The sequence below is a fragment of the Lactobacillus sp. UCMA15818 genome (assembly GCF_030400225.1).
Classification (GTDB): Bacteria; Bacillota; Bacilli; order Lactobacillales; family Lactobacillaceae; genus Liquorilactobacillus.
In genome coordinates, this window is the sequence record NZ_VJYB01000002.1 from 303,560 (window position 1) to 322,008 (window position 18,449).

Here is an 18,449-nt window from a genome sequence, read left to right on the forward strand (position 1 = left end):
AGGAACAAAGTATGTCAAAGAAAAGCGCTTTAGATATAATCAAGCAAATCAGGTTGGATTGGAAAAAAGGAGATGATGAACGGGATGCTGGATTACCCAAAGAAATTGACGGAGTAACACGGATAGATAACATTGTTTATGGACCTGATTCAAAGTGGAATCTGCTAGATATTTATATACCACAAAATGTTACTGGTAAAATACCAGTTATCATTAATATTCATGGAGGCGGATGGTGTTATGGTACAAAAGAAACCTATCAGTTTTATGGTCTCGGGATGGCTCAAAGAGGTTTTGCCTTTGTTAATCCTAATTATCGTTTGGCTCCTGATGTTGTTTTTCCAGCAGAACTGAATGATGTGAATCGCTATATTCATTGGATTGCTGAACACGCAGATGAATATGGACTGGATAAAAGTAATGTTTTCTTGATGGGAGATAGTGCTGGTGGTCAGATGGCCGAACAATACATTGCAATTATAAAAAATGAGGACTATCGAAAAAAATTTGGGTATAGATTGACAGATTTAAAATTTAGAGCACTTGCTTTGAATAGCGCTGCTACTTTTGTATTAGATCCCGGAGTGATAAATGGTGCAACGGCAGGATATTTTACAGAGGAGGTAGTCAAAGACAAACTAGATATGTTAGATACAGAAAAATATATTACTAATTCTTTTTTACCAACCTATATTTCAACCGCGAATGAGGATTTTATCAGAGGATTATCAATCAAATTTGATAACTTTTTGACAGCACTTGGGGTGGAACATGTTTTTAAGGAATACGGTGATCAGAATAATCCCAGAGCGCATGTATTCTTAATCAATCAAAAAGATGAAGTTGCAAGGCAAGCTAATGATGATGAGATTAACTTTTTTAAGAAATTTATTATCGAATTACCGTTGAGCGGGAGGGAATAATATGAAGAATGTCAAAGATAAATTAGGTTTCAAAGTTTCACTGTTGTCTATTTCGCTGTTTTTAATGATAGCTCCACAGATTTCTTCTGCCCTACCGTTGATGTATCACGCGTTTCCAGGAGTTAGTTCGGCCGGAGTTGATACTTTGGCGACCATTCCTAATTTTGGAATAGTGATTGGTCTGTTGATTAGTCCCTTTATAGTACGATTTATAAGTGCTAAACCAACAATTATAATTGGTTTGCTAATCACACTAGTTGCAGGAACATTTCCAATGTATTCAGATGAATATGTGGCAATTTTAACTTCAAGATTATTATTAGGTTTAGGTATAGGACTTTTTAATTCTTTAGCAGTTAGTCTTATTCCTGAGTTCTACAAAAATGATGAAGAAGAATTGGCAGTAATGATTGGTTATCAAAATGTAATGGGGAGTGTTGGTGCAGCACTTGCATCATTTCTTCTCAGTTATTTAGTTACTATCAGCTGGCATGCTGCCTTTGCAATTTATTTTTTAGTATTACCATCACTGATATTGTTTATTTTATTTGTACCACTTTCAAAGAATAAGAATAACGTAGCTAGAACAAAGAAAGATGTTGCAGAGAAACAAAGTATAAATGGGAGAGTAGTTCTGATTTCATTATTAATGTTTTTAATCTTTATGTTTTATATGCCAGTCTCTTTTGCCTTGCCAGGTTTCATTGTTAGTGAAAAAATCGGAACATCTAGTACTGCGGCTTTAATTGCAGGAATATCAACATTGGTAGGAATTCCTATAGGTGCAAGTTTTGGGTTTTTCTTTAAAAAGCTGCATGATAAAGTTTTTCCACTAGGTTTTGCTCTTGTTGCATTTGGTTTTTTGTTAATAGCCATGTCTCATAATTTTGCATTATTATTCATTGCTGTAATTATACTCGGTTTTGGATTCGGTATAGGTGTTCCATATATGTACACTTGGTTAGATTGGGCAGCACCATGGAATTCAATTAATTTAGGAACAACAATTGTACTGGTTCTTGTCAACATTGGCTGTTTCATTTCACCAACGGTTATTAGTGCCATTGAAAGTGTATTTGGCATGAGTTCTGCACGTGATATCATGATTTTGAGTGCGGGTGCATTTGCACTAATATTTATCTTTGCATTAATGCATTATGTTGGGGTCCATAGGCAGCAAAAGAACTCTAATTGAATATTTTCTTATTTTTCAAGATTAAACTAGAGTAATGAAGATAAAAATATTTGAGAAAGAGGAGAGAAAAAATGCGCAACTATCTTAGTATTGATATTGGTGGAACTGCAATAAAGTATGGACTAATTGATCATTCTGGTAATCTTATTGAAAAAGGTACAGTGGATACTCCACAGAATTTAGAGGAATTCAAGCAATCTTTAATAGGAATTATTTCTATGTATAAAGAAAAGGTGTATGGGCTTGCTTTCAGCGTCCCCGGCAAAGTTGATTCGAAACAAGGTATCATATATTTTGGAGGATCATTGCCCTTTTTAAATGGATTTAATTTTGAGAAGTTTATTCACGAAGAAGTTGGTGTGATACCTGTTGGTGTGGAAAATGATGGAAAAGCAGCTGCTCTTGCAGAAATGTGGCTAGGAAATCTCAAAGATATAGATGACGCAGCAGCAATAATATTAGGAACAGGTGTTGGTGGCGGAATAATTATCAATGGGAGACTATTACCAGGAAGTCATTTTCAAGCTGGTGAACTAAGTTTTATGATGAGTAATTTTAATAGTGTAGGTTATGAAGAATTGGTTGGAACGAATTTATCTGCTGTAAAGATGATAGAAAAAATTGCAGTAGCAGAAAATTTAACAAATAAAAAAGATGGGCGAGTAGTGTTTACGCTGATAAATAAGGGAAATTCTGAAGTAGTTAAAATTTTTAGAGAATATTGTAAAAAAATTGCGTTGTTAATCATAAATGTTCAAACAGTTGTTGATTTAACAAATTTTGTAATTGGTGGTGGGATAAGCAGCCAATCAATTCTTATTAAAACTATTAATGAAGAGTATGATGAAATACTGAATAAATTGCCATTATTAAATGACACTTTAACTAGGCCGCATATACAAAAAGCCAAGTTTGAGAACAGTGCTAATCTTTATGGGGCACTATACGGATTGTTACAAAAAATTGATAATAGCTCGGAATTCTAAATAAAGAATATGGTAAGCTATAGATAAAGTAATTTGTGGTAAGTATTGTGATAACAGCAAATGAAAGCAGTACCATTGATTGCTGCTCAATGTAGAAGATTGGAAATCGTTTAGAATTATGAAGGAGGTAAAAGATGTTTGATATTAAAGAAAAGTTCCCAGATGGTTTTCTTTGGGGTGGTGCGACAGCCGCCAATCAGCTCGAAGGAGCATGGGATAAAGACGGTAAGGGACCATCAATTGCAGATGCATTGCCAGGTGGGAAAAAGCGTTTTTCAATTGCAAGCAGCCAAAAATTTGACTGGCAACTTGAAGATGAGCAATACACATATCCTAATCATAAAGGAATAGACCATTATGATCGTTTTAAGGAAGATATTAAGTTGTTTGCAGAGATGGGATTTAAATGTTATCGCTTTTCAATCGCTTGGGCACGAATATTCCCTCAAGGTGATGAGGAGACTCCTAATGAAGCAGGTCTGGAATTCTATGACCAATTGATTGATGAATGTCTAAAGTATGATATTGAGCCAGTAATCACAATCTCTCATTATGAAATGCCGTTGAGTCTTGCAAAAAATTATGGTGGATGGAAAAATCGAGGATTAATTAAGTTTTATGAACACTTTGCTCGAGTGGTCTTAGAACGCTATCATTCCAAAGTACATTACTGGATGACATTTAATGAAATCAATTCAGCATTTCATTTTCCAGTAATGAGTCAAGGGCTTGTTCCAAGTAATGGGGCGAATGATTTTACCAATGTTGTCCAATCTTGGCATAATCAATTTGTTGCCAGTGCACTAGCGGTTAAAATAGGTCATGAACTTGATGAACAGCTCCAGATTGGTTGTATGATTTTATATGCAACAAGCTATGCGTATGATTCTAATCCGGTAAATCAATATGCTAACTTGAAACAGATGCAAGACTTCAACTTCTTTTGTGCAGATGTTCAGGTGAGAGGTGAGTACTCGCAATCTACAGCACGAATGTTGAAAGAACATAATGTAAATCCAGCATTATTGGAGATTACAGATAATGACTTAGAATTATTAGCACAAAATACTGTTGACTATATTGGGTTCAGTTACTATATGTCAATGGTAACCGATGTAACTCGTGAGGATCATGAAGGAGTTTCTGGTAACTTAATTGGTGGAGTAGCCAATCCATTCTTGAAGAGCAGTGATTGGGGATGGCAGATTGATCCTAAGGGGTTGCAAATTGCACTTAACGAATTATATGATCGTTATCAAAAACCATTGTTTATTGTTGAAAATGGTTTGGGTGCTATAGATACTGTAGCAGAAAGTGGAGCAATTCACGATGATTATCGAATCGATTACTTGAAGCAACACATTGAAGCAATGCAAGGAGCAATCACTGATGGAGTTGACTTGCTGGGATATACACCATGGGGATGTATTGATTTGGTTAGTGCATCAACTGGTGAGATGAGCAAGCGTTATGGTTTCATTTACGTCGATTTGGATGATGAAGGGAATGGGACACTCGATAGGTCACGTAAAGATTCATTTTATTGGTACAAAAAAGTCATCGAAAGTAATGGTGAAGATTTGTAGAAGATGGAGCAAAAAGCATGTGATAATCATGAAGATTATTTTCGTGTTTTTTGCTATTTTTGTTGAACTGTAATTGTTTAGTAACTTATTAGGTTGATTCCTTCAATGATTTTGAGAAATAAAACAAGAATTAGAAGATAAATTTGGATATAATGCGTATTTTATAGGGTCGGTAACTAAGAAAACCTATGCTTTTAAGCGTAAGATGAATTAGTGTCTTGACCGGCTAGAATTGTATTCTGTTAATTGTTTCTCCATATGCTGAAATTTTGGAGAAAAGCTTGACATCAAAAGAGGTGAAACTGAATGTATCAAGGGCTTAAGCTACGGATATATCCTAATTTAGGACAACAAAAACAAATAGTTGAGAACTTTGGAGCGGCTAGATTTGTGTGGAATCAGATGTTGGAGATGCAAAGCAAGCGTTATAAAAATAATAAAGATTCTAAGTTCTTAAATGGTTTTGCAATGAACTTCTTATTAAGGGAATATTCATGGTTAAAACAAGCTGAGAGCACCTCACTACAAGACACTTGTGAAACTCTAGCTGTAGCTTTCCAAAGATTTTTTAAGAAGCTTGGGGGATATCCTAAATTTAAGTCGCGAAAATTTCCAAAGCAAAGTTTTAAGGCTAAATGTATAAATAACAATGTTAGATTGATTGATAATCATTATTTAAAGCTGCCTAAATTAGGTATTATGAAGTACAGAGGGAAATTCACGGATGACAAAATCAAGTCAACGACTATCCAGTTAAGTCCAATAGGCAAGTTCTATTGTGTTCTACTAATTGAGTGTGAAAATCAAACACAATTTAGTAAGACAAATCAAGCTGTCGGTTTGGATATGGGGATAGTTGATTTGATAAGCACATCAGATGCTGTTAAATATCCGACAATTAGGTTTGATCAGATTCTCGCTAAGAAGAAACACTATTGGGAAAAACGACTAGCTAGACGTAGAGAACAAGCTAAGAAAGAAATAGCTTGGGATAAACACAGTAAAGTCGTTGAACCTAGAGAGCTAGCTGACTTTAAGAACTATACCAAGGCTAAACAGATGGTAGCTAAATATAGTGAAAAGATAGCTAACCAGAGGAAAGATTATCTTCATAAGATTACAACTGGGCTAGTTAGAAAATATGACACTCTAGTGATTGAAGACTTAAAAACTAATAATATGATTAAGAATCACAAACTAGCTAGAGCAATCGCTAATCAATCTTGGAGAATGCTTAGACTAATGTTGGAATATAAGTGCAAATGGTATGGTAAAGCCCTTAGTGTGGTTAATCCATACAAGACTAGTCAAATTTGCTTTAATTGTGGATATGATGATGGTAAGAGAGTGAGACATAAGTTGGGAAAATTTGAGTACTAACTCGAAATTGCGAACATAGCGAGTACTTTGCTATGAGTGATTCGAAGTTAGACGGAGAATTTTGACTTATGGAACACGTTTACACGGAATAAATAGAGAGCTTTTGATCCCAACCACTTGGACTTGTCCTCAATGCCATACACAGCTAGATAGAGATGTAAATGCAAGCAATAATATATTAAAACTTGGTTTGGGCTAAACCTTAGTAAATAGAGTAAACCGCTGTCGAATACTGAAATGTATGAGATAAGTTATGCTTGTTCCTAGAAGCTCGGTACTTTAGTGCCGACGTAAGTCACAAGGACAGAGTAAGGTGTGGTGTTTTTTTCTCACAACAAGTATTTTTTATAAGTGTTTGTCTTGATATCCTTAATAGAGTATAATTAACTTTAGATTTTTAAAAGTTAATAGATTCGAGGAATGTTGATGAGCCAAGAAAAAAGAACTGAACTAATCAAGAGATTACTAGATGAGAGACAGGAACTAACAACCAAAGACATAATGGCTGAATTTGGAGTGTCTCAAGATACTGCTCGGCGTGACATCGTGCTGTTAGCAGAGCGAGGCGAGGTCAAGCGGACACACGGAGGAATCTTACCACTTGATTTTGGGAATAAGGTACCTAATTTTCAAAATCGCCTTTCACGATTTACTGAACAAAAGACCAAAATTGCACTTGAAGCATTGAACTATTTTCACGCGCATCGTGTTTATTTTGTTGATGCATCAACAATTTTATTGAAGACATGTCAGAGCTTGAATCTGCCGATGACAATCATCACACATTCATTGGATAATTGTATGGCACTTGCTGAAGAAGGTAAGGTAAATGTTAAAGTCCTAAGCGGAACACTGGATCACCAAAACCGTTTCTTTCATTCAAGTGCAGCCATCACTGAATTAGAGAATGTTGCACTAGATACTGCTTTTATCGCCGCTTCGGGAATTGATGAACATGGAATCTATTTGCTTAATCAGGAGGATGCTGAGATTGTGGGGAAAGCTGTTGAGCGAGCTCGCAGGGTTATTTTGGTGGCGGAGCATCAGAAGTTCATCAACAATTCTTACTTTCGGATTTGTTCTCCTGAGAAGATTTCAATGTTTATCACTGACCGTGAATTGACCGCGGCAGAGAGGTCAATCTTTCCTGAATCAACTAAAATTCAACTTGCTGGTGAAATTAACTAAAGTGCCTTTTGCATAATTGCTTAGAGGCAGGACTTGCAAAATTTATGAAAATATAATAGTATTTTAATTATATAGTTAACATATTTTTATTTTTGTTAACTGCGCAATATCTTATTTTGCAGAATGATAGCTTTTGTAACTTGTTTCGAGCAACTAGTGTTTGCAGGAGGTTGATTATAGTGGATATCAGATTAGGCGATGAATTATTTGATAAGATTTCAGACGGTACTAAGACGGTTGAAGTCTTTCTCAACGACGAACAGATGAAGCATTTTGGTGTAGGTGACACACTTGCCATCCACCGAGAAAGCAACAACGAAGATGTGATATTGACGAGTGCGTGGAGTATCAAGAAATGCCGAACAATGACAGAACTCTACCAACGATATACTCCAGAGGCTGTAGGAATGGCACCGAAAGAATTATCTGGAGTGTACGATTCTGAAACTGTGAAAAAACAAGGATTGCTGGCAGTTAAGATGAAAGTCTTGAAGCCAAATTATGAATAACTAAATATGAATTAGAATAAATATGATTATAAGAAAGAGCGTTTCGCATTCAGCGATGCGTTTTTTTGTCTTATGTCATACTTTCCTATTCCTTCCTACTTTAATTTTAATATTCCTAAGCCGATTTATCTTATAACGGAGTTGCAATTGGATTCGGATACACTTGGGGGATTAAGTCATGGATGGAGAATTTGATTTAAACTACTTTAGAGAAGAAATTATAAAAATGAACAGACAAGAATTTGCCAATCTAATGGGGATAGAAATGGTAACGCTTAAGATGTGGGAAGAAGATCCTGATAGTCTCACGATGAGAATCTATAAGGAGATCGCTGTTAAAACTAATTATACATTGGAACAGCTATTCAGTTTAAAAAATCAAATTTTTTTACCATGGGAACTAGATGATGAAATTATTGAGGAAAGGGAAGAATTATTAAAGAAGATACTTGAAAACGAACAATCTTTCGCAAGTTCACTGCTGGAGATTGAGCAGACAAAACTCGGTGAAGATGCTGAAATCAACGTAGCAGAAGTCAAAGACTATTTTGAAGAAGTAAAAAAAATTGGACCATTATGCCGCAATAAACTCAACAAACCATTAGTTGCTTTTGTAGGCTCATCTGATGCAGGGAAAAGTTCACTAATAAATGTCATATTAGGGACAGATTTAATGCCAACTGCATTTCAACCGATGACTGCTGCAATCAATTATGTATATCATGTTTTAGATAAACCGAATAATATCGAAGGTGAAAATAATACAATTGTAATTCGGGCTGACCATAAGCTAGTGGTGAACATCTCGAATTTGGCGGATATAATTGAAGCTGATGAACACGTTATTGCAATTGGTAAAACAAATTTGATTCGGGAATACGGTCTTAATAAATACAATGAAGAAGACAGTGAAGAAAATAAAGGGGAGCTTACTTATATTTTTACCTTTGTAGATGCACCAATATTAAGAGGACTTGCGTTCATTGATACTCCTGGAATCAGTGCAAACGAGAAAGACAATCAAACTGCATTTAAAGCTTATCAGTATGCAGATGTTACGCTTTATTTGTCACAGCTGGCCAGTTTTTTACGTGAAGAGGATCAGGGGTTTATTAAACAAATTATGGATTCTTCATCTAGAGAGTTTGATCAGAATGGGAGAGTTCCCTTTAATAACTTATTATTTGTGGGAAGTCACGCAGATTCTGTTGGAAATAATGACATAAGTGAAATCTTCAAGCGTGCTGTTGCAAGGTTTCTAAATGTACAGACGAGCACATATTTTACCAAGTTTGGTCCAACCTATAGTCAGCAAGCATTTCGCAGTCGCTTTTACTCATCTGATATCAAAAATCCACAGCTTTCACAGCCATTCAAACAAGCATTCATAGATATGATGGAGAATGTTTTGCGAGTCAAAGTAAAACAAAGCATGTTGTTGCAAAAGAATGTAGTAGAAGAGATGATTGCTGCAGGGAAGCGCATCGAAGAACGCCTAACAACACGAATTAATTCTCCAGCAACAACGGAAAGTCTTAAGAAGTATAAGTTTCAACAGATAGAAGAGGAATTATTAAGATTATCTAACACTAAAAAGGAAGTTTCTATCAGAGACTTCCATAATGCATATGCGAAGATTTTTACAATCAATGCTATAGAAGAATTAATTAAGAAGAAGGAATTCAAGAATAAGCAAGACGATAAAAAGCAACTTGTGGTTTTGTTGCAGAACATGGTAGATGAGAAGCTGCAAACAATATTGAGGGAAAACTCATCTGATTTTTCCAGTAAGATGGATGGATCAATAAAAAAGTTCAATGATTTTTTTTATTCTGAGAATTTTGACTTCACTAACCTGTTCATTAAATCTTCAACAGGTGTGGCGGCTAGCCTTGGAGTTTACGGAGCTTTTTCTGTATTATTTGGCAGCTTGGGAAATCTTGGAGGATATATTCTCGTTACGCAAATCGCAAGCCTTTTGAGCTCAGTTGGCTTATATGGTGGAACTGTGTCAGGTGCAGCAACAGCAATCTCAGCCATTGGAGGTCCACTTACATTAGCGCTTGCAGTGCTTGTCTTCTCTGGTCTTGTAGCTTTCAATATTTTCGGAGATGGTTGGATGAGAAAATATGCAAAACAGTTGATTAAGCAATTTGAGCGCTTGAGTGTTGAACAGAAGTATAGTTTGGAGATTGCAAAGTATTGGGATGACACTGCGAAGATCACGGCGGAAGCAATCAAAAAAGTTGAAGAGGATTATGTACAGCACCAAAGAGAGACAGCACAAACAATTCAAGCGGAGATGCCATTTTTGAGCAGCCTGCTGGAACTAATAGAATCATATAGAATTGACTTTTGACTATACACATGTCATAATGCGCCTATTATTATAATTACGCATTATATTTTGTTGAGGAGGATTCATGGACTTAAAAAAAATGGATCTAAAGAACTATGAAAAGTACATCATTGGGAACCTTAAGGTATATGCAGCCGAAAAGGTAAAGGCAGGAACATGGAAAGCTGAAGAAGCTCTGGACTTGGCACAAAAAGAAAATAAGCAGTTACTTCCTGAAGGATTAGAAACAAAGGGAAGTTATTTCTACACTCTTAGTATTGACGAACGGATTATTGGATACTTATGGTTTGCTAAAAATCAAATGAATCAGAGTGACGCCTTTATCTATGACTTTGCAATTGAACCAGAGTTTCAAAACAAAGGATTTGGGACGCAAGCATTGGAACAGATCTTTATAGAGGCTAAGAAGTTAGGCTTTGAGAAGATTAGTCTGCATGTTTTCGGTAGTAATCAGAGAGCAATTCATGTGTATCATAAACTCGGCTTTTTTAATACTGATATTAATATGAGTCACAATCTGTAAATCACAGGAAGTGAATCAAAAGCTGACTTTTGAATACCAAAGAAAAGTCAAATATCATTAAAAAAATGGATTAATGTTTTCTGTATTCAGCAGACATTAATCTATTTTTTTTGTAATTTTTCGCAACAATTAATTAACAAAATAAAATTGTTAACTAAAACTGAAAGCGGTCTTACCATTGTGTCTTATGAGCCATATTTACACCTCTATCTATATTCTCAACAAGCTAATTAATTCTTTTTCTAGATAATATGCTAAATAATGAGTCAAAACCACTTATAATTCATGAAAGCAATCTGAGAAATTCTCATAAAAAAACAGGCAGCAGCTGATATAATGAAGTTGGATAAAAGAATGTGACATAAGATGTTGAAATTTGAGTGAATAGATTAAGTTTGCAATTTTTGCATTAAAATAGATTGACGCGAATTCTCTAAATATCAGAATTTGCTTTGGAGGGAATATGATGAGTAAAACAATTTTATTAGTAGAAGATGAACTCGGATTGGTCGCTTCTTTAAAAAAAGAATTACAATTTGAGAATTATCAAGTTTTGACTGCTTCTGATGGTGTCGCAGCTTTGAGCGTTTTTGATAAGAATCAACAGACAATTGATTTAATCATTTTAGATTGGATGCTGCCTAAGTTAGATGGTTTAGGAGTACTTAGGCGAATTCGGCGGGATTATGGTATTCCAGTTATCATGTTGACTGCTCGTGATTATACCGGAGATAAAGTGGCGGGTTTAACTGGTGGAGCAGATGATTATATTACTAAACCATTCGATATTGAAGAATTGCTTGCTAGAATCACGGCTGTTTTGCGGCGACCAAGACAAATATTGGACAACTACCAAGTCTATCAACTCGATGATTTAGTTCTTGATACTGGGAAACGTCGGATTACACGTGGGGACCATAGCATTCAATTGACGCAACGAGAGTATCGGTTGTTAGTGGAGATGTTTAAGGTTGTTGGTAAGGTGTTTACGCGTAATGAACTGCTTGACTTGGTTTGGGGCAGTGACTTTGAGGGTGAACCTAACATTGTGGATGTGTATATTCGCTATTTACGAAATAAAATTGATGAATTCCCTAATTCAAAAAAACTAATTCATACTGTTAGAGGTGTTGGCTATTCACTGACAGACAACTAACGGGAAGTGATGCTAGGTGAAGGTAAAGAAGATGAAAATAAAGATTAAGAAAGAACAAAATAGCGACTCAATTATGCTGCGAAGTTTCTTATTACTGATCACAGCAATAATTGTCAGTTTTAGTATTATTACAACGGTTGCTGTCGGACATCAGCTGCTGGAAACTAGCCGCACGACTTCAAACAATATTATTAAGAGTCTGGAGCGGACAGTGATTGATGGCGATCATGACTGGAAACAGTGGCGTTTCAACAGTACTTTGAATACCAGCACGAGTTACGTGCATGTTAGGAATATCCGCCAAGATGCCAAGACGAAAAACTACTATTCACCTGATGCTAAGAATCTATTGAAAATCAAGCCCCAGAAACTTTTTTTAATTCATGGGCTCTATTATCGTCCTAAGATCGGTTTCCTGCTTTATAATACGGGGCATGCCAAGGGAATTCATTATAGTTTATGGGTAAAATTGGATTCGCAATTGAAGATTTTGGAAAGAGTTATTATCATAACTGCAATCATTTTAGTTTTAACACTCCTGACGCTGCCGTTATATATCAGGCTGATTGCCCAACGATTAACAGGTCCATTGAGTCAGTTAACTAAAAGTGCGGAAGCGATTTCTGTTAAAAAGATTCAGACGACGGACAAGCTACCCATTCCGGCAACACCAACAGAAGTCAAGCAGCTGGCTACCAGTTTTAATCGTCTGCTGACAAACTTATATGATAAAACGGGAAAAGAAAAAATTTTTGTTTCGAACGCCGCCCATGAATTACGAACGCCGATTGCAACTATCCAAAGTCACGTTCAATTAATTCAAAGACATGGGCATGACCATCCGGAAATCGTTCAGGATTCCTTGGATTATATATACCAGGAAGCCGAACAAACGACAAAACTAATCGAAGAGTTACTGACCCTTTCGCGAGCAGACAAAATGACGCTGACACTGCAAAAATATGATATCAGTCAGTCCTTACAGAAGCTTGCCAAGGAAATGAATTTACTTTTTCCACAGCAAATAATTACTGATATTCCAACTATGATAGTTATTACAGGGCATCAAAAAAGCATTGAACAGATTCTGATTATCCTGTTGAATAATGCCAGTAAATATTCACCGCGGGATTCAGTAATTGGACTGACTCTTGAAAGAAGTTCTAACGGATTAATTATTAAGGTTGCTGATCAGGGAAGAGGAATTGCCGCGCAAGATAAGGAACATATTTTTGAAAGATTTTATCGTGCAGCTGACATTCGTGGTTCAATTACTGGCACAGGGTTGGGGTTGGCAATTGCCCAACAACTAGCTCTTTTAAATCATGCCACTTTGAGAGTTACGAATAATCAAACACGAGGCACTATTTTTTCTTTAGAATTTAAAATTAGTTTCTGAAATAATTTAATTTTAGCCCTTAGCGCTGCTAGTCATTCAGCTAAGGGCTTTTTTGTTTCTAAAAAAATCTCATAATCTTCTCAGTGAGCGTTACTTTTAACGATAACTAAAAGTTGCTAAACTTGAAATTGTTCAAGTGAGAGGGGCTAAGAAGGGGGAGATAAGCGCTGTTTTTAATTAAAAAAAAGTTCAGTTGGTTAATAACTGGTGCTATCTCTTTAATGTTATACATTATTTTACTGCTGCTGGTTTATTTAAAAGCACCATATTTCAGGTCCATAGATATGAGCTTGCAACAATTTATGCTGACTGTGAGGTCAAGTGGGCAAAATCAAATTTATCCCATTGTTTCGTTTTTCAGTAACATTGTAAGCACCTCTGTATTAATAATTATCATTGCAGTTGCTATCTGGCAGTATTTTCAACGAATAATAAATGCTGTCTGGGTAATATTTGTCCATCTTAGTAGCGTAATGTTAACGCTGTTAATTAATTGGCTTTCACAGGAGCTGCATCTTAAATACCCTGGGTTGGTATTAATTAATGATCATATTCTGGCAACAGTCATTATTATCTTAATTGTTCTAACAATTATTCTCCCGATACTTGTTGATCAAGAAGTTCAGTTATTAACAATCTTGCTAGCTTTTCTGTGGCTGGGGTTGGTAATTACCGCACAGCTGTATAGTGGAGGAAGCTCTTTTACTGGAATGCTGGCAAGTTCGTTAGTAGCACTGGTTTGGTGGGAAATCATGCGGATAATTTATTTTGCCTGTGACTTTTAAATTTTTACATTGAAGAAGAGGATTAAATATGGAGAAATTAACAATTGTTGTACCAGCTTTTAATGAAGAAGAAGTACTGAATAATACATTGCAAAGGTTATTAAAGATTGAAAGCAAACTAATTCAAGCTCAAATTCTCGACTATTCTTCTGACATTTTGGTTGTCGATGATGGCTCGGCTGATCAAACTTGGAAAATTATCAAGCATTATCATGAGAAAAATAAAAGTATTAAAGGAATTAGGTTAAGCAGAAACTTCGGTCATCAAAATGCATTAATTGCAGGGTTTCAAGCGGTTGTCGCTTCAGCTGATTTGGTAGTAACCATTGATGCGGATTTGCAGGATGATCCAGAATCAATTAATGAAATGATCAATTGCTTTGCTGGTGGAGCTGAGATCGTCTATGGAGTCAGAAACGATCGAACCACAGATACTTGGTTCAAGCGTAATTCCGCAGCCCTGTTTTATAAATTATTAAATATACTTGGAGTTAAGCTGATTCCTAATCATGCCGATTTTAGATTGATGTCGCAGCGGGCGGTTAAAACCTTTTTGCAGTATAAAGAACGTAATTTATTTATCCGCGGAGTAATTCCATTATTAGGTTTTAGCACGGCTAAAGTCTACTACAAGAGGACTCCGCGATTAGCAGGAAAATCAAAATATCCATTCAAGAAAATGCTGGCTTTTGCTTGGAACGGAATTACGTCATTTTCAATCATCCCTGTGAGATTCATCTTAGCACTAGGCATTTTCACTAGTTCTCTGGGAGTCGTGATGTTCTTTTATTCAATTATAACTAAATGGCTGGGATTAACTGTTCATGGGTGGTCCTCCTTAATGGTTTCCATCTGGGTTTTAGGCGGTCTGCAGATGATTAGTCTAGGAATAATTGGTGAGTATATTGGGAAGATAATGACTGAAGTAAAGCAACGTCCACGATATACCATTCAAAGTTATCTAAAATAAGGCAGTTCCAATGTTTTTAAATAGCATATTTCTCAAGAAAAAGGGGTTTCGTTGTTAATGATAAATCTAAATAGCTTTATAGTCAGCATTGCTGGTCAAGGTACTTGGATAATATATGTCGTATTATTTTTAATAATTTTTTGTGAGACGGGATTAGTAATTATGCCATTCTTACCCGGTGATTCTTTATTATTTTTGTGCGGGTCAATGGCAGCTTTATCCAATTCATTTTTTAACATCCAATTGTTGATAATTTTATTATCAATGGCGGCCATTTTGGGTGACAGTTTGAATTTTGAAGTTGGAAAGTATTTTGCAAGATCTTTTACGCAACCAAAATGGGCAAAATGGATTAATGCCGCTTATCTGAAAAAAGCAAACAGCTTCTTTAAAAATTATGGTGCCAGTGCAGTTTTTCTAGGTCGTTTCGCTCCCATAATCAGAACCTTGATTCCGTTTACTGCTGGAATTGGCAAAATGCCATATCATAAATTTGCCTTCTTTAATATGTGCGGCGGCATTGTATGGGTTAGTTTTGTTCTTCTAAGCGGGTACTTCTTCGGGAATATTCCACTAGTAAAAAATCATTTTGAGCTACTAATGATAGTAATTATCTTAATTTCGTTACTCCCAATTGTTTTATTTAAATTCAAGAAAAGTCAGCATTCTACTACTCGCAGTAAAGACTCGAAAAGAAGTGATTTGGATGAGAAAAAATAAATTTTTAACAATAGTTGGCGGAGTAACGGCATTATTGTTTATTTCCTTGACGATTAGTATTAAAACTTCGGCGATTTGGCTGCAGACACTTGATACAGCAGTTCAAAATCTGATAGTACCTACTGTAAATCCCGTTGCTACAAAGTATATCAGCTTAATTGCCATTCTAGGCAGTCCGTTTGTTGCTATTTGCTGGACAATACTAATTGCTTTTCTACTGTGGCGAAAGGAACGCAATTTGATTAATGCAGGGTGGCTGCTGATTACTCAGTTCAGCGGCTGCGCGGGTGCTTTAATGATAAAGGAACTGGTTCATCGTTTTAGGCCGGCAGATCAAGTTATCAAAAATGGCGGTTTTAGCTTTCCAAGTGGTCATACTTTTGCAACAGCAATTGTTGTTTTAGCAGTCCTTTATTTCATTGTTCCTTGGCTGCAAGATCGAGAACTACAATTCGTTGTTTCCTTATTATCAATCGGCTGGGTGATTCTAATTGGTTTTACACGATTATATTTAAGAGCACATTTCTTTAGCGATGTTTGCGGTAGTTTGCTGCTAGCCATTACTTGGTGGGAAGTCATGAAGTTATTTTATTTTAGACTTTGGCAAAAGTTCTTTCATACAAATAGGGGAAATTGATAAAAGGCAAAGATTTTTTCGAACATAAGAAATGACATCCTTTACTCAATTAATTAAGGCAGGAAACGCATATGAAGTATTTTAAACAATTTTTTATAATTTCTTTGGGTATATCCCTGATAATCGGAATTATTTCAAATTTATTTTATCCGCAAAATCTTAGCGAAACATTAATTGTCAGTGCATTATCGCTAGGGATTGGTTTTTGTTTGCCAAAATTCGCTTGCTGGGCGAATTCACTCTCAAAAAGCAGGGTTTCAAAAATAATTTACCTGATAATGGGTTTGATTTTAGTCGTACAATTGCTGATCCTCATCTTTTTCCCAGCGACCGTCTACCATGATCCGTTTCGTGTGCTTCATGAGGCTGAATTACTAAGCCGCAATCACCCTGATTGGGATAATTCAACATATTTTTGGCGTTATTCCAATAATGTTCCCTTGGCTTATTTCTTATCCTTGTGGCTAAGGCTGACTAATGTATTCCAGATATCAACTAATGCTGCATTACACATATTGTCCTTGCTTTTTTTGGATGGATTCATTATTTCAAGCCTGAAAACTTGTCTGAATTTTGTTAAAAGTCATACGCAGGTGTTAGCATTAGCTCTTTTTTTCCTATTAGGTCCATTCGCCTATACGTATTACCTGCAAGTCTTCTATTCTGATCTGCCAATCTTACTGATACTGTTATTGACCTTTAACTTGTTGGTACGCTGGCCCAAGAGCAAAAAGACTCAATTCATTAGTGCAATTTTTTTATTTCTAATAATCGTTTGTGGTCAGCTGATTAAAGCTAATCTGATTATTCTTTCAATTGCAATCCTGATTTTAATCATTGACTTATTTATGTATAAAAAACAGCTTTTGAGAAAAATGATTGTGCCACTTGCCGTGATCTTATTTGCTTTTGCGGCAACATTTCCAGCTAGTCAGGCAGTTAGTGCTGCTGCAGGTTTCAAGTCCAACAACCGTTATCAATTTCCGGTGGCCCATTGGATCTGGATGAGTTACAATCCTGCCAGCCATGGTACATATAACGGCAGTGATGTGGGGAAAATGATTAGTTTGCCATCTAAGTCTTCCCGACAAACATATATTGCCAAGGCTTTGCCGGAACGTTTAAGTCGCCTAGGAATTAATGGGATATTACGGCAGTGGGTTGCAAAAGTTGGAATTTTGTTAAGTGTTAATGATATTCAGAGTGCTTATACCGGGGGCTTCATTCAAGTACCGCGAGTCTATGTCAACTGGCAGTCAAAAGTGCATGTTTTAAGTCAGACGATTATGCGCAGCGGCTTCATCTGGATTTATTTGATTGCTTTGAGCAAATGTTTAGAATTGCTTAAACGGCAGACAGAGCTCGATTCTATTCGTGAACTGGCTATCATTTTGGCAAGCGGTTATATTTTTTTTCACATGTTGCTGTGGGAATCAGAAAGCCGCTATGGACAAGTTCTTTTGCCTTTGCTGTTAATCATCAATACCCTGCCAATAAGAGAAGCAAAGGTTCAAGAAATTCAAAAAATGCAGGTTCGATTGTTTAGTTCTTTGCATACTAAGCTGGCCCCACTTATTGTTTGTCTGATTGTGATTTTGAGCAATCTTATTAATTGGCATGAACCTGCAGGACAGATCATCGCTGCACAAAGAAGCCAGCTTTCCTTGCAGTATCATACGAAGGAGACTTGGGTAGCGCCTGGGAAGTTTGTTGCTCAACAAATGGTCATCAAGCACGAAGTTACGCTATTTTCAGTGGCAGTTCCGCAGGACTCAAAACTATCTGGAGAATTGATAAATTATCGGACGAAGCGGCATTATCTGCTAAAACATGGGTTAAAAGCAGGCAGTTCATCATTAAGCTACCATGGTAAAATCACAGCGGGTTCTTATCAAATCTTTTTAATAAATAAAAATAGTCAGGTGCAGCCCATCGAAATTGTTCAGACTGTTAATTATCAACTCGCGCCATACCCAGTCAAGATGAATGCACGGACTATCAGATTTGCATCATTAGTCTATAAGGCAACTTATAGCAATGGAAAAAGTTGAAATGGCTTATTTTTTGAATTTGATGAACTAGAATTATGATAAAGATAGTAAAATATTTAGCGAATGGTTTAAGTTTAATAAA

17 protein-coding genes are annotated in these 18,449 nt (G+C 36.1%); all 17 read left to right on the plus strand.

What is annotated here, in order from left to right; genetic code table 11:
• Nucleotides 1–11 precede the first annotated feature (11 nt).
• The 17 genes from FFX44_RS04480 (at nucleotide 12) to FFX44_RS04555 (ending at nucleotide 18,367) form a co-directional block, all read left to right on the plus strand.
• A complete protein-coding gene (locus FFX44_RS04480) occupies nucleotides 12–923 on the plus strand; it encodes an alpha/beta hydrolase (RefSeq protein WP_289978320.1) in 912 nt (303 codons plus the stop codon).
• A gap of 1 nt (nucleotide 924) precedes the next feature.
• A complete protein-coding gene (locus FFX44_RS04485; protein WP_289978321.1) occupies nucleotides 925–2,118 on the plus strand; it encodes an MFS transporter in 1,194 nt (397 codons plus the stop codon).
• Between the two features lie 71 nt (nucleotides 2,119–2,189).
• Nucleotides 2,190–3,104: an ROK family protein gene (locus tag FFX44_RS04490; RefSeq protein ID WP_289978324.1), complete on the plus strand. Its 915-nt coding sequence runs from the start codon at nucleotides 2,190–2,192 to the stop codon at nucleotides 3,102–3,104.
• Between the two features lie 134 nt (nucleotides 3,105–3,238).
• The gene (locus FFX44_RS04495) at nucleotides 3,239–4,690 is read left to right on the plus strand and encodes a glycoside hydrolase family 1 protein (protein ID WP_289978325.1); all 1,452 of its coding nucleotides are present in this window, start codon (nucleotides 3,239–3,241) and stop codon (nucleotides 4,688–4,690) included.
• 306 nt (nucleotides 4,691–4,996) lie between these two features.
• The gene (locus FFX44_RS04500; protein ID WP_289978327.1) at nucleotides 4,997–6,070 is read left to right on the plus strand and encodes an RNA-guided endonuclease TnpB family protein; all 1,074 of its coding nucleotides are present in this window, start codon (nucleotides 4,997–4,999) and stop codon (nucleotides 6,068–6,070) included.
• Between the two features lie 103 nt (nucleotides 6,071–6,173).
• Nucleotides 6,174–6,269 carry a zinc ribbon domain-containing protein gene (locus tag FFX44_RS12640; RefSeq protein WP_354669249.1) on the plus strand — a complete coding sequence of 32 codons (96 nt, stop codon included), beginning with the start codon at nucleotides 6,174–6,176 and terminating at the stop codon, nucleotides 6,267–6,269.
• A 227-nt stretch (nucleotides 6,270–6,496) separates the two neighbouring features.
• Complete coding sequence (locus FFX44_RS04505; protein ID WP_289978328.1) at nucleotides 6,497–7,258, plus strand: DeoR/GlpR family DNA-binding transcription regulator; 762 nt, start codon at nucleotides 6,497–6,499, stop codon at nucleotides 7,256–7,258.
• Between the two features lie 179 nt (nucleotides 7,259–7,437).
• A complete protein-coding gene (locus FFX44_RS04510) occupies nucleotides 7,438–7,767 on the plus strand; it encodes an ASCH domain-containing protein (RefSeq protein WP_289978329.1) in 330 nt (109 codons plus the stop codon).
• Between the two features lie 178 nt (nucleotides 7,768–7,945).
• Complete coding sequence (locus FFX44_RS04515) at nucleotides 7,946–10,126, plus strand: dynamin family protein (RefSeq protein WP_289978330.1); 2,181 nt, start codon at nucleotides 7,946–7,948, stop codon at nucleotides 10,124–10,126.
• Between the two features lie 64 nt (nucleotides 10,127–10,190).
• A complete protein-coding gene (locus FFX44_RS04520; protein ID WP_289978331.1) occupies nucleotides 10,191–10,649 on the plus strand; it encodes a GNAT family N-acetyltransferase in 459 nt (152 codons plus the stop codon).
• 466 nt (nucleotides 10,650–11,115) lie between these two features.
• Nucleotides 11,116–11,805: a response regulator transcription factor gene (locus FFX44_RS04525; RefSeq protein ID WP_289978334.1), complete on the plus strand. Its 690-nt coding sequence runs from the start codon at nucleotides 11,116–11,118 to the stop codon at nucleotides 11,803–11,805.
• A 31-nt stretch (nucleotides 11,806–11,836) separates the two neighbouring features.
• Nucleotides 11,837–13,204 carry a HAMP domain-containing sensor histidine kinase gene (locus FFX44_RS04530; RefSeq protein ID WP_289978337.1) on the plus strand — a complete coding sequence of 456 codons (1,368 nt, stop codon included), beginning with the start codon at nucleotides 11,837–11,839 and terminating at the stop codon, nucleotides 13,202–13,204.
• 221 nt (nucleotides 13,205–13,425) lie between these two features.
• Nucleotides 13,426–13,989, plus strand: a complete 564-nt coding sequence (locus FFX44_RS04535) for a hypothetical protein (RefSeq protein WP_289978339.1) — start codon at nucleotides 13,426–13,428, stop codon at nucleotides 13,987–13,989.
• Between the two features lie 28 nt (nucleotides 13,990–14,017).
• Nucleotides 14,018–14,959 carry a glycosyltransferase family 2 protein gene (locus FFX44_RS04540; RefSeq protein ID WP_289978340.1) on the plus strand — a complete coding sequence of 314 codons (942 nt, stop codon included), beginning with the start codon at nucleotides 14,018–14,020 and terminating at the stop codon, nucleotides 14,957–14,959.
• A gap of 57 nt (nucleotides 14,960–15,016) precedes the next feature.
• Entirely contained in the window at nucleotides 15,017–15,679 is a 663-nt protein-coding gene (locus FFX44_RS04545) for a VTT domain-containing protein (RefSeq protein WP_289978341.1), read from the plus strand.
• Nucleotides 15,666–16,316 carry a phosphatase PAP2 family protein gene (locus tag FFX44_RS04550; RefSeq protein ID WP_289978342.1) on the plus strand — a complete coding sequence of 217 codons (651 nt, stop codon included), beginning with the start codon at nucleotides 15,666–15,668 and terminating at the stop codon, nucleotides 16,314–16,316. The genes FFX44_RS04545 and FFX44_RS04550 overlap by 14 nt, the downstream gene beginning before the upstream one ends.
• 71 nt (nucleotides 16,317–16,387) lie before the next feature.
• On the plus strand, nucleotides 16,388–18,367 hold the full coding sequence (locus tag FFX44_RS04555; RefSeq protein ID WP_289978343.1) for a hypothetical protein: 1,980 nt from the start codon (nucleotides 16,388–16,390) through the stop codon (nucleotides 18,365–18,367).
• The last annotated feature ends 82 nt before the right edge of the window (nucleotides 18,368–18,449 follow it).

Excerpts from the sequence above, each read along its gene's own strand:
- FFX44_RS04480 (WP_289978320.1), top strand. The coding sequence starts at position 12 with ATGTCAAAGAAAAGCGCTTTAGATATAATCAAGCAAATCAGGTTGGAT.
- FFX44_RS04525 (WP_289978334.1), top strand. The coding sequence starts at position 11,116 with ATGAGTAAAACAATTTTATTAGTAGAAGATGAACTCGGATTGGTCGCT.
- FFX44_RS04505 (WP_289978328.1), top strand. The coding sequence starts at position 6,497 with ATGAGCCAAGAAAAAAGAACTGAACTAATCAAGAGATTACTAGATGAG.
- FFX44_RS04500 (WP_289978327.1), top strand. The coding sequence starts at position 4,997 with ATGTATCAAGGGCTTAAGCTACGGATATATCCTAATTTAGGACAACAA.
- FFX44_RS04485 (WP_289978321.1), top strand. The coding sequence starts at position 925 with ATGAAGAATGTCAAAGATAAATTAGGTTTCAAAGTTTCACTGTTGTCT.
- FFX44_RS04495 (WP_289978325.1), top strand. The coding sequence starts at position 3,239 with ATGTTTGATATTAAAGAAAAGTTCCCAGATGGTTTTCTTTGGGGTGGT.
- FFX44_RS04555 (WP_289978343.1), top strand. The coding sequence starts at position 16,388 with ATGAAGTATTTTAAACAATTTTTTATAATTTCTTTGGGTATATCCCTG.
- FFX44_RS04550 (WP_289978342.1), top strand. The coding sequence starts at position 15,666 with ATGAGAAAAAATAAATTTTTAACAATAGTTGGCGGAGTAACGGCATTA.
- FFX44_RS04520 (WP_289978331.1), top strand. The coding sequence starts at position 10,191 with ATGGACTTAAAAAAAATGGATCTAAAGAACTATGAAAAGTACATCATT.
- FFX44_RS04535 (WP_289978339.1), top strand. The coding sequence starts at position 13,426 with ATGTTATACATTATTTTACTGCTGCTGGTTTATTTAAAAGCACCATAT.
- FFX44_RS04540 (WP_289978340.1), top strand. The coding sequence starts at position 14,018 with ATGGAGAAATTAACAATTGTTGTACCAGCTTTTAATGAAGAAGAAGTA.
- FFX44_RS04515 (WP_289978330.1), top strand. The coding sequence starts at position 7,946 with ATGGATGGAGAATTTGATTTAAACTACTTTAGAGAAGAAATTATAAAA.
- FFX44_RS04530 (WP_289978337.1), top strand. The coding sequence starts at position 11,837 with ATGAAAATAAAGATTAAGAAAGAACAAAATAGCGACTCAATTATGCTG.
- FFX44_RS04490 (WP_289978324.1), top strand. The coding sequence starts at position 2,190 with ATGCGCAACTATCTTAGTATTGATATTGGTGGAACTGCAATAAAGTAT.
- FFX44_RS04545 (WP_289978341.1), top strand. The coding sequence starts at position 15,017 with ATGATAAATCTAAATAGCTTTATAGTCAGCATTGCTGGTCAAGGTACT.